Source organism: Fictibacillus sp. 23RED33, from assembly GCF_015903925.1.
Taxonomy (GTDB): Bacteria; Bacillota; Bacilli; order Bacillales; family Fictibacillaceae; genus Fictibacillus; species Fictibacillus phosphorivorans.
Genome location: NZ_JACZDX010000006.1, coordinates 1 through 15,416 on the forward strand (window position 1 = coordinate 1; position 15,416 = coordinate 15,416).

Annotated in this window: 11 protein-coding genes; 2 read left to right on the top strand and 9 right to left on the bottom strand. The window is 44.7% G+C overall.

What is annotated here, in order from left to right; all coding sequences use genetic code 11:
* Positions 1 to 27: 27 nt before the first annotated feature.
* From icmF to IHV09_RS17155, 8 genes are all read right to left on the bottom strand, one after another.
* The gene (gene icmF / locus IHV09_RS17120) at positions 28 to 3,291 is read right to left on the bottom strand and encodes a fused isobutyryl-CoA mutase/GTPase IcmF (protein WP_197265132.1); all 3,264 of its coding nucleotides are present in this window, start codon (positions 3,289 to 3,291) and stop codon (positions 28 to 30) included.
* A gap of 15 nt (positions 3,292 to 3,306) precedes the next feature.
* The gene (locus tag IHV09_RS17125) at positions 3,307 to 3,930 is read right to left on the bottom strand and encodes a TetR/AcrR family transcriptional regulator (RefSeq protein WP_197128273.1); all 624 of its coding nucleotides are present in this window, start codon (positions 3,928 to 3,930) and stop codon (positions 3,307 to 3,309) included.
* Between the two features lie 10 nt (positions 3,931 to 3,940).
* The gene (meaB, locus tag IHV09_RS17130; RefSeq protein ID WP_197128272.1) at positions 3,941 to 4,897 is read right to left on the bottom strand and encodes a methylmalonyl Co-A mutase-associated GTPase MeaB; all 957 of its coding nucleotides are present in this window, start codon (positions 4,895 to 4,897) and stop codon (positions 3,941 to 3,943) included.
* A gap of 355 nt (positions 4,898 to 5,252) precedes the next feature.
* Positions 5,253 to 6,395 (bottom strand): acyl-CoA dehydrogenase, encoded by a 1,143-nt coding sequence (locus IHV09_RS17135; RefSeq protein WP_197265026.1) that lies wholly within the window; start codon positions 6,393 to 6,395, stop codon positions 5,253 to 5,255.
* Positions 6,396 to 6,410: 15 nt separating this feature from the next.
* Positions 6,411 to 7,550 carry an acyl-CoA dehydrogenase gene (locus IHV09_RS17140; protein ID WP_197265027.1) on the bottom strand — a complete coding sequence of 380 codons (1,140 nt, stop codon included), beginning with the start codon at positions 7,548 to 7,550 and terminating at the stop codon, positions 6,411 to 6,413.
* Between the two features lie 174 nt (positions 7,551 to 7,724).
* On the bottom strand, positions 7,725 to 8,579 hold the full coding sequence (locus tag IHV09_RS17145) for a 3-hydroxybutyryl-CoA dehydrogenase (RefSeq protein WP_197128270.1): 855 nt from the start codon (positions 8,577 to 8,579) through the stop codon (positions 7,725 to 7,727).
* A 15-nt stretch (positions 8,580 to 8,594) separates the two neighbouring features.
* Entirely contained in the window at positions 8,595 to 9,779 is a 1,185-nt protein-coding gene (locus IHV09_RS17150) for an acetyl-CoA C-acetyltransferase (RefSeq protein WP_197265028.1), read from the bottom strand.
* A gap of 155 nt (positions 9,780 to 9,934) precedes the next feature.
* A complete protein-coding gene (locus IHV09_RS17155) occupies positions 9,935 to 12,067 on the bottom strand; it encodes a (Fe-S)-binding protein (RefSeq protein ID WP_197265029.1) in 2,133 nt (710 codons plus the stop codon).
* Positions 12,068 to 12,270: 203 nt separating this feature from the next.
* On the opposite strand from IHV09_RS17155, the gene cls reads away from it, so the two are divergent.
* Both cls and uvsE read left to right on the top strand, forming a co-directional pair.
* Positions 12,271 to 13,458, top strand: a complete 1,188-nt coding sequence (gene cls / locus IHV09_RS17160; protein WP_197265030.1) for a cardiolipin synthase — start codon at positions 12,271 to 12,273, stop codon at positions 13,456 to 13,458.
* A gap of 235 nt (positions 13,459 to 13,693) precedes the next feature.
* The gene (gene uvsE, locus IHV09_RS17165; protein ID WP_197265031.1) at positions 13,694 to 14,650 is read left to right on the top strand and encodes a UV DNA damage repair endonuclease UvsE; all 957 of its coding nucleotides are present in this window, start codon (positions 13,694 to 13,696) and stop codon (positions 14,648 to 14,650) included.
* Here the strand turns inward: uvsE and IHV09_RS17170 are convergent.
* Positions 14,643 to 15,416 carry an alpha/beta fold hydrolase gene (locus IHV09_RS17170; protein ID WP_197265032.1) on the bottom strand — a complete coding sequence of 258 codons (774 nt, stop codon included), beginning with the start codon at positions 15,414 to 15,416 and terminating at the stop codon, positions 14,643 to 14,645. The genes uvsE and IHV09_RS17170 overlap by 8 nt on opposite strands.

The following is a 15,416-nucleotide window of genomic DNA, read 5'->3' on the forward strand; positions in this document are numbered from 1 at the left end:
TAAACCGGCGGCTCTCTCCTCATCACACTACATGTTTCTTCTATACTTCCCGCCTACTTCATAAAGGGCGCTCGTAATCTGACCAAGACTTGCAAATTTCACGGTATGCATGAGCTCATCGAAAATGTTTCCACCGGATAAGGCAACATTTTTCAAACGTTTAAGAGCTTCACCCGCTTGGTCTTTCCTTGACTCTTGGAACGCATTCAGATTCTGAATCTGCTGTTCTTTTTCGTCCTTTGTCGCACGTGCAAGCTGCATATTGAACTCTTCTTCTGACGGCGTGTTCGGATTGAGGTATGTGTTCACTCCGATGATCGGAAGCGATCCATCATGCTTTTTCATTTCATAATACATCGATTCTTCTTGAATCTTTCCACGCTGATACTGCGTTTCCATCGCACCAAGCACACCGCCTCTTGTGTTCATGCGCTCGAACTCTTGCAGAACCATCTCTTCTACAAGATCTGTTAACTCTTCAATAATAAAGGAACCTTGAAGCGAGTTCTCATTACGAGCCAAACCAAGCTCTTTTGTAATGATCATCTGAATCGCCATCGCGCGGCGAACAGATTCTTCCGTTGGTGTTGTGATCGCTTCGTCATACGAGTTCGTGTGAAGCGAGTTACAGTTATCATAAAGTGCCATCAATGCTTGAAGCGTTGTTCGGATATCGTTAAAATCAATCTCTTGTGCGTGAAGTGAACGTCCAGATGTTTGGATATGATACTTCAGCTTCTGGCTGCGCTTGTTCGCTTTGTATTTATCACGCATTACCGTAGCCCAGATTCGGCGAGCAACACGGCCGATTACGCTATATTCTGGATCAAGTCCGTTTGAGAAGAAGAACGATAGATTGGGCGCGAATGCGTCAATATCCATTCCACGGCTTAAATAATATTCAACGTACGTAAAGCCATTCGCAAGTGTAAACGCGAGCTGTGTAATCGGGTTCGCACCAGCTTCTGCGATATGGTAGCCAGAGATCGAAACCGAATAATAGTTACGCACTTGGTGGTCGATAAAGTATTGCTGAATATCTCCCATCATGCGAAGCGCGAATTCAGTAGAGAAGATACACGTGTTCTGACCTTGATCTTCTTTTAAGATGTCTGCTTGAACGGTTCCACGAACAGAAGCAAGGGTCTTCTCCTTAATCTCGCTGTACTCTGCTTCGTTCGGTTGTCTGCCGTTCGTATCCGCAAAGATTTTCACTTGCTGATCGATTGCCGTGTTCATAAACATCGCGAGAATGATCGGTGCCGGACCGTTAATCGTCATTGAAACTGATGTAGAAGGTGCGATCAGATCAAAGCCGTCATACAGCTTCTTCATGTCGTTGAGCGTACAGATGCTCACACCGCTCTCTCCGACTTTTCCGTAGATGTCCGGACGGTGATCCGGATCTTCTCCGTAAAGGGTTACTGAATCAAACGCTGTACTCAAGCGCTTCGCGTCATCATCTTTTGATAGATAATGGAATCGGCGGTTCGTACGTTCAGGCGTTCCTTCTCCAGCGAACTGACGCTTCGGATCTTCACCTTTACGTTTAAAAGGAAACACCCCAGCTGTATACGGGAAAGAACCTGGAACGTTTTCTTTCATGATCCACTTTACAATGTCTCCCCAGTCTTCAAACTTCGGAAGAGCCACTTTTGGAATATCAAGACCAGAAAGACTTTTCGTCGATAGTTCGGTCACGATTTCTTTATCACGAATCTTCGTTACGAATTCTTTTTTGCTATACATTTCTTTTAACGCTGGCCATTCTTTGAGCATTTTTGAAGTCGTTGGCAACAATTGCTCTTCAACTTTTTCCAGTGCTTTGTTTAACGACGTTTCTACTTCTTCACCTGCAGCGTCGTATTCTCTTACTGTTTCAAGCGTCCCTTGAATCTGGAACGACTTGCGAGCTAGTTTCGCTTGCTCATTCACCGTTTCATGGTATTTACGAACCGTTTGTGCGATCTCATTTAAGTACTGAGCACGTTCACCTGGTATGATGACGTTCTTTTTCGCAGTCATCGCCTCTGCTGCAGGTTGAATGCCCCAATCCATACCTGACTTTTCTTCGATCACTTTCATCAAGTGATAAAAAAGGACGTTCGTGCCCGCATCGTTAAATTGGCTCGCAATCGTTCCGTAAACAGGCATCTCATCTAAATCTCTATCAAACCAGTTGCGAGAACGCTGATATTGCTTCTTTACATCACGAAGCGCATCTTCAGAGCCTTTGCGCTCGAACTTATTGATCGCAATAATATCTGCGTAATCGATCATATCGATCTTCTCTAATTGTGATGGTGCACCAAACTCACTCGTCATCACGTATAGAGAAGCATCAGAGATTTCTGAAATCCCAGCGTCCCCTTGGCCGATTCCGCTCGTCTCAACAACGATCAGATCAAATCCAGCTGCTTTCGTTACTGCGATTGCGTCCTTGATCGCATCGGACAGCTCAGAACGTGAACCACGTGTAGCAAGTGAACGCATGTACACACGTGGATGATAGATCGCGTTCATTCGGATTCTGTCGCCTAAAAGCGCTCCCCCTGTCTTTTGTTTGGTCGGATCGATAGAGATGATCGCGATCGTCTTGTCTTCACACTCGTTTAAGAAGCGTCGAACGAGCTCATCGGTTAATGAACTTTTCCCCGCTCCCCCTGTTCCTGTGATTCCAAGAACCGGCACTTGTTTTTGCAGACTTTTCAATTCGTTTAACGTCTGTTCAGCCGTTGCTGCAATCTCTTCTGGCGCTTGCTTCACATTTTCTGCTAACGTGATCAAACGTGAAACAGAGCGAACGTCTTTTTCTACTACTTTTTCGATCTCATCTGTTAAAGAGGTAACCGTCGGAAAATCACACTCTTCTACCATCTTATTAATCATGCCTTGAAGTCCTAGCAATCTTCCATCTTCAGGAGAAAAGATGCGTGTTACACCATAAGCATGCAGCTCCTTGATCTCAGGTGGGATTATAACGCCCCCGCCGCCTCCAAAGACTTTGATATGTCCTGCACCGCGTTCTTTTAATAGATCGATCATGTATTTAAAATACTCAACATGTCCGCCTTGATAAGAAGAGATCGCGATTCCTTGAACATCCTCTTGAATGGCAGCACTCACCACTTCATCTACGGAACGGTTGTGTCCAAGGTGGATCACCTCACAGCCGTTCGACTGAATGATTCTTCTCATGATGTTAATCGACGCATCATGACCATCAAAAAGGCTGGAAGCGGTTACAAATCGAACCGGATTTTTCGGCCTGTAAATATCGGTCTGAGTCATTTCATTCATCCTTTCTTATGCTCCTTTTATGCCGTACAACAATTGCTGAATCTGTAATGCCGTGTATTCTTCTAACGTATACATCTTCTGCAGCGCCCAGCGTCTGAACGTCCACATCTGTCCAATGATCAAAATATTGTGAGCTGCTGCCTGTATTTCTTTTTCACTTAAATGAAGTTCACCTTGCTTTACCACTTTAAAAAGCAGTTCTTCAAAGATCGCCGTCATCTCCAGCTCTTTTTTGAGCACATACGGAAGAGCTTCATGAGAAAGTGACTTTGCTTCTTGATACATGACGAGCACCTCATCCTGCATGTCGTCCATCACTTTAAAATAAGCAGAGATTGCACGTTCAACACCTTGAATCCCGCTATCTTCCCCTTTGATATCCTGCTGCAGCCTCAGCTTTACCCCGTCATAGATGCTGTCGCAGACGAGATAGAGAATATCTTCTTTTGACCGGATATACTCGTAGAGTGTGCCGATACTGAAGCCAGAAGCTTTGGCGATCTCCCGAGTTGTCGTGCGGTGGAACCCATTCTCTTTAAATAGAGAGACCGCCGCTTTCACCATCTCTTCCCGTCGTCTCTGAATCAGCTTTTCATCTTTTACGAGCGACGGCACTTCTTTCTTACCCAATTGGCCTCCCTCATTTCTGTTTCCCGTCAGCCGGCTGCAATCGTTTTATTAAAATCTTTTCTGCAGCTGTATAAGGGTCTGTCGTACCTGATTCTAAGTCGGCCAGCCAGGAGAACCCATTTTTCTGTTCTTGTTTCAACACTTGCTGATAGATTTCATGCTGAACCACTTCCATCACCTCACGCTTCAGGTTAGAAAGCTTTCTTTCCTTGCCTTCACCGCTCTTCTCTAGATATTCACGGTGTGCTAGAAGAGAGTCCCATAATTCTTGCAATCCTTTATTTTCAGTAGAAACCGTCTGAACGACTGGCGGGCGGTACGGGCTGTCGTGTTTCACAAGATCAAGCATCGCTTCGATCTCTGCGAGAAGCTTCGGAACTCCTGGCATATCCGCTTTGTTCACGACGAACAGATCCGCGATCTCCATGATTCCCGCCTTAAACACTTGCACAACATCTCCGCTGCCCGGGTTTAATACAACAGCAACCGAATCTGCTAGCTTCATAATGTCGAGTTCTGATTGTCCGACTCCTACAGTCTCTATTAAAATGACATCAAAACCATAAGCATCCATCAGCCTCACCGTTTCTTTCGTTGACCGGGAAAGACCGCCAAGACTGCCGCGCGTCCCCATGCTTCGGATAAACACGCCAGGGTCGGTAAAATGGTCAGCCATCCTTACGCGGTCTCCAAGAATAGAGCCGCCACTGAACGGACTCGTCGGATCAACGGCAACAACAGCAACCGTCATCTGCTTTTGACGCAAAAAAGAGATGAGACGATTGACGAGCGAGCTTTTCCCGGCACCCGGTGAACCGGTGATGCCGATCCAATGAGCGCCTTTTTGCTGCGGGTAGATGCTCTTTAAAAGCTCGAGTTTGTCTTCACCGTTGTTCTCGGCCAGCGTGATCGCTTTTGCGAGAGCACGTTCCTCTCTTTGCTGGATGCGCTGTGCTAATGGATGCATGGTTTCCTCCTAAAAATTTCAGTAACTGTTATTTGTAAAGGTTAATCTCTAAAAGATTTATGCCTTGGGTTTTGTTACATTGAAAAGTTGATTGGAGCGCAAGGTGCGAGACTCCTGCGGGACAAGCGGTCAGGTGAGACACTTAATGGCGCAAAGCGGCAGTCCGAAATGTGGAAGTGACTCGTTCAGCCCCGACAAGCAAAAGTTGAATGGGCTATGAAGGCGCACTTTGCCTTCTTGACTGTTTAACTTTTGACCTCGAGGGGCTAGTCACTGCAACTAGACAGGGGCTCACCGCCTGCCCCGCGGAAAGCGAGCAACCTGGAGCGCAGATCAACCTCTCACAACCCACAAATTAATCTTTCAAAAGCATCTTAGAAATAACGAGACGCTGAATTTCTTGTGTACCTTCGTAGATTTGCGTAATTTTTGCATCACGCATGTAACGTTCAACTGGATATTCTTTTGTGTAGCCGTATCCGCCGAACACTTGAACCGCGTCTGTCGTTACTTCCATGGCGATGTCTCCAGCAAATAGCTTCGACATTGCAGACTCTTTTCCGTATGGAAGACCTTCAGACTCTCTCCAAGCCGCTTGATACGTTAAAAGGCGAGCCGCTTCCACTTTTGTTGCCATATCTGCAAGCTTAAAACCGATCCCTTGGTTTACACCGATCGGCTTACCGAACTGCTTGCGGTCTTTTGCGTAATTTACGGAAGCATCTAGTGCACCTTGAGCGATTCCAACCGCTTGAGCTGCGATTCCGTTACGGCCGCCATCAAGTGTCATCATCGCAATCTTAAAGCCTTCTCCTTCTTTACCTAGAAGGTTGTCAGCTGGTACACGGCAATCTTCAAAAATGATCTCTAATGTTGGAGATGAACGGATGCCGAGTTTCTTTTCTTTTTTACCGAAAGAAAAGCCTGGTGTTCCTTTTTCTACGATGAACGCAGAAACTCCTCTTGATCCTGCTTCAATATCCGTACGCGCAAACACCACATAGATCTCAGCGTCTCCAGCGTTCGTGATGAAGATCTTTGAGCCGTTAATGATATAGTCATCGCCGTCTTTTTTCGCTGTTGTTTTCATGTTTCCTGCATCTGATCCGGATCCTGGTTCTGTTAAGCCGTATGCTCCGATTTTCTTACCTTCTGCCATCGGACGAAGGAACTTTTGCTTTTGCTCTTCGTTACCAAACTTAAAGATCGGCCATCCTGCAAGAGATGTGTGAGCAGATAGCGTTACACCGACTGACGCGCAAACACGTGATAGTTCTTCAACTGCTATCACATAGCCTAAATAATCGCCGCCGATTCCGCCGTACTCTTCTGGCCAAGGAATTCCGCAAAGGCCAAGTTCACCCATCTGATCAAAAATTGCGCGGTCAAAACGCTCCTCTTCGTCACGTTCTGCAGCTGTAGGCTCTACTTCATTTTTGGCAAAATCACGCACCATCTTACGGATCATTTCATGTTCTTCAGATAACATAAATTGCATTTCTATCTCTCCCTCTTATCCTAGTAAATGTTTGCTTAATACCATGCGCTGAATCTCACTTGTTCCCTCATAGATCTGACACACCTTCGCGTCTCGGAACAGTCTTTCTACTGGATACTCTTTTGTATAGCCGTACCCTCCGTACACTTGCACCGCTTCGATCGCTGATTTCATTGCTGTTTCTGATGCAAAAAGCTTTGCCATCGACGCTTCTTTTCCGCATGATAGGTTGTTTGTCTTGAGATCAGCCGCACGATAGGTTAAAAGTTTTGCCGCTTCAACGGCAGTCGCCATGTCTGCAAGCTTAAATCCTAGACCTTGATTAGCACCAATCGGCTTTCCGAACTGCTTTCTTTCTTTTGCATAGTTCGTCGCAAATTCTAATGCCGCCTCAGCGATACCAAGTGATTGAGCAGCAATTCCGATCCTGCCCACATCGAGGTTGCTCATCGCGATCTTAAAGCCTTCCCCTTCATTACCTAGAAGATTTTCAGCAGGTACACGCGCATCTTCGAAAATGATCTCGCACGTGTTTGATCCGTTCAACCCCATTTTTTTCTCTTTCTTTCCTACTGAAAAACCTGGTGTATCTTTATCGACGATGAAGGCCGAAATCCCGTAGCTTCCTTTATCAGGTGCTGTTGAAGCAAAAACGATGTACACGTCCGCTTCTCCTGCGTTTGTGATAAAAATCTTAGAGCCGTTCAAGATGTAATGATCGCCCTTTTTAACGGCTCTCGTCTTTAAGCTTGCTGCATCAGAACCTGAACTCGGCTCTGTTAATCCGAACGCACCAAGGTACTCTCCACTTGCTAACTTAGGAATGTATTTTCTCTTTTGTTCTTCATTCCCGAAATAAAGGATTGGATTCGTTCCAACACTCGTATGGACGGATAAAATAACGCCGATCGTCGCGCTCACTTTAGAAAGCTCATTGATAGCGATGATGTAGGACGTAAAATCCATCCCTGCTCCGCCATATTCTTCTGGTATCGGAATTCCCATCAGTCCGAGTTCAGCCATCTTCGTGATCAGATGACGCGGAAACTCTTCTGTTTCCTCCATATGCTCGATGGCCGGTGCTATCTCTTTCTGTGCAAAATCCCGTACCATCTTCTGCATCATTTTTTGTTCTTCAGTAAATAAGAGGTTCATGGTCTCTCCCCATTCCTATATTGAAATGCCGACTAGTAGTCTCTCTCCGTGAGTTATCTCTCTATTTGTTCTATGTTTGCTCTCTATTTCTCTATCTGTTTTTTTCGGTTGCTGTCTCTCTGTTAGCTGTCTCTTCCACAAAGACAAAAATGGAATTTTTGTCTTTGTGTGGGGTCAGACCCCGTAGTTGTAGAAGCCTCTGCCTGACTTCTTGCCGAGCCAGCCTGCTTTTACGTACTTTCTTAGCAGCGGACACGGACGGTACTTGTCATCACCGAAGCCTTCATGCAGCGTCTCCATGATGTAGAGGCACGTGTCGAGCCCGATGAAGTCTGCTAGTGTTAACGGACCCATCGGATGGTTCATTCCGAGTTTCATAATCTCATCGACCGCCTCAGGTGTTGCCACTCCTTCATAGACGGAGAAGATCGCTTCGTTGATCATCGGCATAAGGATACGGTTGGAGATGAAACCTGGGAAATCGTTCACTTCCACTGGTACTTTTTGCAGCTTCTTAGATACCGATTCGATCGTCGCGTATACGTCATCCGCTGTTTGAAGTCCACGGATGATCTCTACGAGTTTCATAACAGGAACCGGGTTCATGAAGTGCATGCCGATTACTTTTTCAGGTCGGTCCGTTGCAGCCGCGATCTCTGTGATCGGAAGGGAAGATGTGTTCGACGCTAAGATTGTATGAGCTGGTGCGTATTGGTCGAGCATCTTGAAGAGCTGTGTTTTCACGTCCATATTTTCCACGACTGCTTCGATCACAAGATCTGCGTTTGACGCGTTCTCTAGAGAAACAGAAGCTGTGATGCGGGACAGAATGGATTCTTTCTCACTTTCATCCAGACGTCCTTTTTCCACAGAACGGTTTAAGTTTTTAGAGATGATTCCGATTCCTTTTTGTACGAACTCTTCTTGCATGTCATGCAGAACAACGGAATAGCCCGCTTGTGCACAAACTTGCGCGATTCCTGAACCCATCTGTCCTGCGCCGATCACCATAATGTTTTGAATGCTCATGAATATTGCTCCTCCTTATTTCTTCACTTCTACTAAGATCGCGTCACCTTGACCGCCGCCTGAACAGATCGAAGCGATGCCAAGTCCGCCGCCACGTCTTTTCAACTCGTGGATCAACGTTAGTACGATGCGCGTGCCGCTCGCCCCAATCGGGTGACCAAGTGCGACTGCTCCACCATTCACGTTCACTTTTTCAAGATCTAAACCAGCAAGCTCAGAGCTCGCTAACGCAACAGCTGCGAATGCTTCGTTTATTTCAAAAAGGTCAATTTCTTCTAATGATTTTCCTGTTTTTTTCAAGAGCTCATTGATGACGAGACCTGGAGTTTTCGGAAAGTCTTTCGCTTCCACAGCAAGTGCAGTGTGACCAAGAATCGTCGCCATCACTTTTTTGCCTTCTTTTTCCGCATGCTCTTCACTCATCACGACTACAGCCGCTGCGCCATCGTTCACGCCAGGTGCGTTTCCTGCTGTAATCGTTCCATCTTGTGAAAAAACAGGTCTTAATTTTGCAAGAGATTCGATAGACGTATCTTTACGCGGTGATTCATCAAGGGACACGACAATCGGCTCGCCTTTTCGTTGAGGCACTTCCACAGGTACGATCTCTTCTGCAAAAATTCCATTTTCAATCGATTCGATAGCACGGCTATGACTGCGGTACGCCCACTCGTCTTGACGCTCACGAGAGATCTTCATCTCTTTCGCTACGTCATTTCCGTAGATTCCCATGTGAACACCTGTAAACGTACACGTTAGTCCATCATGCACCATAAGGTCTTTCACTGAGCTATCTCCCATACGTAGTCCCCAGCGCGCTTTCGGTAAAATATATGGTGCGTTGCTCATCGATTCCATTCCACCTGCTACGATGACTTCTTCATCACCCGCACGGATGATCTGATCTGCCATCGTGATTGCACGAAGTCCAGAAGCACATACTTTGTTGATCGTTTCTGTTTTCGTCTTCCAAGGTAATCCTGCTTTTTCAGCCGCTTGGCGAGAAGGAATCTGCCCTTGCCCACCTTGAAGAACACAGCCTAAAATGACTTCATCCACCGATTCTGGAGCAACATTTGCTCGTTGAAGCGCTTCTTTAATCGCGATTCCGCCTAGGTCTGACGCTGTAAGAGAACTTAATCCGCCACCAAATTTCCCTACAGGTGTCCGTACACCACTGACGATTACTGATTTTGTCATATGAAAAACCTCCCGATCCGTATAGTAGAGCTGCGAAAATTATGTTAACGCTTACAAATTTGTTTAAAGACGAGCCGAGCGAACGCTCAGTCGACCAACTTCCAAGCATGAAGCTGCCAGCTCATATGCAGGCAGCTTTTTCACATGCTAGAAAACTACTGAAGAACTTCTTGTTTCTGTGAGCCAAACATCGATTTTTCAAGGATTTCAACAACATCTAGCGTTTGAACTTGCTCTTCTACTTCTTTCGCTTTCGTTCCGTCACTCAACATCGTTAAGCAATACGGACATCCGCTTCCGATCATGGTTGGATTTACGGCAAGAGCTTGTTCTGTACGCGCAACGTTCACACGAGACCCTGCTTTTTCTTCCATCCACATCATTCCGCCACCCGCTCCACAGCACATTCCGTTCTGACGATTGCGATCCATCTCAACAACCTTCACACCCGGAATCGCTTTTAAGATATCACGAGGCGGTTCATACACTTCGTTATAGCGGCCGAGGTAACAAGAATCGTGATACGTGATCGTTTCATTCACCTCGAACTTCGGCTTGATTCTTCCTTCTTTGATCCAGTCTGCTAAAAGCTCGGTATGGTGATACACTTCTGCTTCTAGGCCAAACTCTGGGTATTCGTTTTTGAACGTGTTATACGCATGCGGATCGATCGTGATGATCTTCTTAACATTATGCTTTTGGAACAACTCGATGTTCGCATTCGCCATCTCTTGGAATAAAAACTCGTTTCCAAGACGACGAGGCGTGTCACCAGAGTTCTTTTCTTTGTTTCCTAAAATCGCAAACGTGATCCCAGCTTCGTTCATGATCTTCGCTAAAGAAAGTGCGATTTTTTGTGAACGGTTGTCATAAGCACCCATCGAACTTACCCAGAACAGGTACTCGAATTCCTCACCCGCTTTTTCTTTTTCTTTTACAGTAGGAACGTGGATATCTTCTTTCAGCTCGCGCCAGTTCTCGCGTTCCTTTTTCGAGATTCCCCAAGGGTTCCCTTGCTTCTCGATATTTTTAATCGCACGCTGCGCTTCTGCATCCATCTTACCTTCTGTCAGCACAAGATAACGGCGCATGTCGATAATCTTATCTACGTGTTCGTTCATGACTGGACACTGATCTTCACAGTTACGGCAAGTCGTACATGCCCAGATCTCTTCTTCTGTCATAACTTCACCGATCATCTCAACATCATAAGCAAGTGCAGATGATCCATCAGTTGTCGCAGCTGTTTCCTCAGCGCCCTTTCCTCTCGCTTCAAAAGCGATCTGGTTGCCTGTTGTGTTCGAGAAAGCGAACGCTGGCATCCAAGGTGTGCGAGATGTAACCGCCGCTCCTTTTACCGTTAGATGATCACGAAGTTTAACGATCATATCCATCGGCGAAAGCATCTTACCAGTACCTGTTGCCGGACAAACATTCGTACAACGGCCACACTCTACACATGCATATAGATCAACAAGTTGCTTTTGATTGAAGTCTTCAATTTTATTCACACCGAAGACTTCTTGTGTCTCGTCTTCAAAATTGATTGAAGAAAGCTTTCCTACTTTATCTTTACGACCAAGCCAAACGTTTAGTGGACCTGCGATCAAATGAGCATGCTTTGATTGCGGAACATACACTAAGAACGTTAATAAGAACAATAAGTGAATCCACCATGAGATAAAGAATATGACTGCAGCACCGGTTTTCCCTAAGAATCCGAGAGCCATTGCAATTACGGACGCAATGGGTGCCGTCCACTCGTACGGTAGATCATGCCAGATGATCTCTGCACCGTTACCTACTAATACGGAAAGCATTAAGCCACCAATGAACAGAAGAACCAATCCAGATTTAAATCCACGCTTTAGTCGAACAAGCTTTTCCACATATCTTCTATAAAAAGCCCAAACGACTGCAATCATGATCATCGTTGTTACGATTTCTTGGAAAAACGTGAATCCCGGATAAAGCGGACCTAAAGGCAGGTGAGATCCAGGGTTGAGACCCTTCCAAATAAAATCGATCGCTCCGAACTGAACGAGAAGGAATCCATAAAAGAACATGATATGGATGATTCCACTCTTCTTATCTTTCAACAGCTTCTTTTGACCAAATACATTCACTAAGACTGCTTTAATTCGTTCTTGAACCGTATGATCAAACTCTACTTTTTTGCCGAGCTTGATGAACTCAAACCTTGTTTTTACAACATAAGCAAATAAAAACAGTGCGTAAGCGGTTACAAAAATAAATGCAAGCCAGTTTGCTACCATTAAGCCGTCCATCGCTTTCTCTCCTTCCAATGCTCCTATTCCCTAATTCTTTCTCTTTTAATAATTCTAAATGAAATTAATTTTCTGACTTCATTATAGCATAAAAAAATAAATGAATGAGCATTCAGTCAACATCTGTTAAAAAAATTTTTTTAGTGGTTTTATATGGCGAGGGTATACTATATAAAAGTTTGCTACAGAAGGAGGAGAAGAAAATGTGGATCGTCTTATTTGTTATTGTCATTGGATTTTTGGTATGGATCGATTTTTATTTAGGACATAAGCAAACGATCGCAAAAGAAGAACCTCCTATAACTACGACAGGCAGCATGCATCTTTTAACGACGGGGTCTCATTTTTTTGATTCACTGTTTCAAGACATAGATCAAGCGAACAAATCGATCTACATACAGTTTTACATATTGCGTGATGACGAACTCGGACAAGAGCTGTGTGGGAAGTTGATCGCAAAAGCACAACAGGGTTTAGAAATTAGACTGCTTCTTGATTACATGGGCAGTTATGGATTGAAAAAAAAGACGGTTAACAGCCTCAAAGACGCTGGTGTCCATTTTGAATACAGCAACAAGCCACAGTTTCCGTATCTGTTATACCGGATCAATCATCGAAATCATCGTAAGATCACGATCATCGACTCAGAGATTGGTTACCTAGGCGGCTATAACGTAGGAAATGAATATATTGGCAGAGTCACACGATTTGGAGATTGGCGCGACTATCATTTAAAATTAAGAGGTAACGTTGTAAGCGAATTGCAGCGTCTATTTTGTGATGATTGGAACGGTTCAACAAACGAAAAGATGACGCAAAGTGTTTCATATATTACTCAGGAAGTAGAAGAAAAAGACCTGTTGCTCCTTCCTTCAAAAGGACAGGCTGGGTATCACTATTTTTATGAAAAAATAAAACAAGCGAAAAAAAGCATTTTTATAGGTTCACCATACTTTATTCCGGGTAAAAAGATGAACAGAGAGCTTTTGTCAGCACTCGATCGTGGTGTCAATGTGAAGATACTCGTTCCCATGAACCCAGATCACCCTTTTGTCCAAGAAGCTTCTTATCGTTATGTCAAACCGCTCTTAAAAGCAGGTGCTGAGATCTATCAGTTTCATGAAGGGTTCTATCACTCCAAAATCGTTATGTTTGATGATTCAATCTGTGATATTGGTACCGCAAACTTCGATCTTCGCAGTTTTTTTTATAACGACGAGTTAAATTGCATCTTTACAGATAAATCGGAGATCCAAGCGGTGAAGCAGGTGCTCGATTCAGATCTTGAACGCTCTGAGAAGTTGACGCTAGCCCGTTTAAAAAAGACGCGCCGTTCCGTGAAAGTTCGCTTAAAAGAAGTGGTGGGTTTTGTGCTATCGCCTTTTTTATAAATTTAATGGGGATCAGCTCCCTTTTTGTGAACTTTTTGATTCGACATCTCTGATTAGTTGATTGGAGCGTAAGGTGTGAGACTCCTGCGGGATCAGTGGGACAGGTGAGACTTCTAAGGTCGCAAAGCGACGAGGCTCACCGCACACCCCGCGGAAAGCGAAGCACCTGGAGCGGAAATCAACATCCTTCACCAGCACTTATATCAAAAACATACAAAACAACAGGGGGCCAAACATGTTAACATCTTTCGGATTTGTATCTACGGCTCTCAATTTATATGAGGCCTCACCTGCAAAAACAATGACTTTTGCTACTTATCAAAAACGTGATGAAAAAGAACGCACTGCACAGCTGCTTGCGATCACGAAAAACAATCTACAGCGCACACTGCGCGTTCTTCATTATTGTATCGCGCACGAGCTTCCTCTTCATCGCATGTCATCCTCCATCGTCCCTTTAGCTACTCATCCCGAGGCAGCTTGGGATTTTTTGAAGGAGACGAAGAAAGAATGTAAAGAGATCGAGAGGCTCGTAAAAAAATACAACATCAGAACGAGCATGCATCCTAATCAGTTCACCCTGTTTACAAGCCCTCGTAAAGAGGTAACCGTAAATGCTGTTAAGGATATGCAATATCATTTTGATCTGCTTAAAGGAATGGGGATCGAGGACCGAAGCTATATCAATATTCATATCGGTGGAGCTTATGGTGATAAACCGTCTGCTTTAGAACGTTTTTATGAAAATATTAAACTTCTCCCTTCTGGCGTTAAAGCAAGGATGACGCTTGAGAACGACGATAAAACGTTCACGACCGAAGAGACATTAGAAGTCTGTGAAAATGAAGGAATTCCACTTATGTTTGATTATCATCATTACATGGCGAATCCGGATGACGATGGTTCTCTAGAGGAACTATTACCTAGGTTCGTGAAAACGTGGGAGAATACAGGTCGACCGCCAAAAGTTCATCTTTCCTCACCAAAAGACGAGAAAGCGTACAGAAGCCACCATGACTTCGTTAGTAAGGACTATGTCCTGCCGTTCTTTAAATTGATGTCTAACTATACAGATGAGCTGGACGTTATGATCGAAGCCAAACAAAAAGACCGCGCTGTTCTTCAGCTCGTGGATGAACTGGAGAAAGTGCGCGGCTTCAAGAGGATGAGCGGTGGAACCATCCTTATGTAAGGCAAGGAATAAATTTTTTAATCTCTGCATTAAAGCTTGCATAATGTTTGATCGGAAGCTGATGCAGCGCTTTGTTTAAGAGAACGAACTTTGCTTTCGGGTGAACATTCCTTGCGTAGATTCTTCTGTAAGGATGCATATATTCCGCTTGTTCCCCGTAAATGAACAACAACGGAAAGCGCCACTCTTTTAGCTGATCCGTACATTGGAAGGAAAGACTTTCTTGGTAGAACCTTTGACACATTTTAAGGTCTGTCTGTTTATGGTAAGTTAACATTTCTTTTCGATCTTCTGTAGAGTTCGAATGTGTGGTGACAAGAATTCGATTGAGTAGGGCTGGTGCATTTTTTGCCAGCCTTATTCCAGTTTGAAACTGCTTTTTCAGTGCGAATGTAGAAACTTGAGAAAAGCCTCCACTCAAAATAAGACCCTTTGTGCGATGCGGATATTTTTGAACAAACGCTTGTGCAACCGATCCACCTGCCGAATACCCACAAATGTACGCCTCTTCTAATAATAAGTGGTCCAACAGAGACGCAACATCATCTGCTAAGTCCCAAATCGTAAACGTTTCTTTGTCCTTACTTGATGAACGACCGTGTCCCCGACAATCGGGAAAGATCGTCTGATAATCGGTCGCTAGTTCTCTTTGATACTTGAACACGAGATGACTCATACCTGGCGGGTGTAAAAAAACGATTGGCGCACCGGTTCCCAGCTTTTCATAATAGATTTGCAACTCAGAGGTCAGTCCGGCTAATGCCAT

Bases quoted from the DNA above. Each gene is read 5' to 3' on its own strand.
- IHV09_RS17155 (WP_197265029.1), bottom strand. From the start codon at position 12,067: ATGGACGGCTTAATGGTAGCAAACTGGCTTGCATTTATTTTTGTAACC.
- meaB (WP_197128272.1), bottom strand. From the start codon at position 4,897: ATGCATCCATTAGCACAGCGCATCCAGCAAAGAGAGGAACGTGCTCTC.
- cls (WP_197265030.1), top strand. From the start codon at position 12,271: ATGTGGATCGTCTTATTTGTTATTGTCATTGGATTTTTGGTATGGATC.
- IHV09_RS17170 (WP_197265032.1), bottom strand. From the start codon at position 15,416: ATGGCATTAGCCGGACTGACCTCTGAGTTGCAAATCTATTATGAAAAG.
- IHV09_RS17135 (WP_197265026.1), bottom strand. From the start codon at position 6,395: ATGCAATTTATGTTATCTGAAGAACATGAAATGATCCGTAAGATGGTG.
- uvsE (WP_197265031.1), top strand. From the start codon at position 13,694: ATGTTAACATCTTTCGGATTTGTATCTACGGCTCTCAATTTATATGAG.
- IHV09_RS17150 (WP_197265028.1), bottom strand. From the start codon at position 9,779: ATGACAAAATCAGTAATCGTCAGTGGTGTACGGACACCTGTAGGGAAA.
- icmF (WP_197265132.1), bottom strand. From the start codon at position 3,291: ATGACTCAGACCGATATTTACAGGCCGAAAAATCCGGTTCGATTTGTA.
- IHV09_RS17140 (WP_197265027.1), bottom strand. From the start codon at position 7,550: ATGAACCTCTTATTTACTGAAGAACAAAAAATGATGCAGAAGATGGTA.
- IHV09_RS17145 (WP_197128270.1), bottom strand. From the start codon at position 8,579: ATGAGCATTCAAAACATTATGGTGATCGGCGCAGGACAGATGGGTTCA.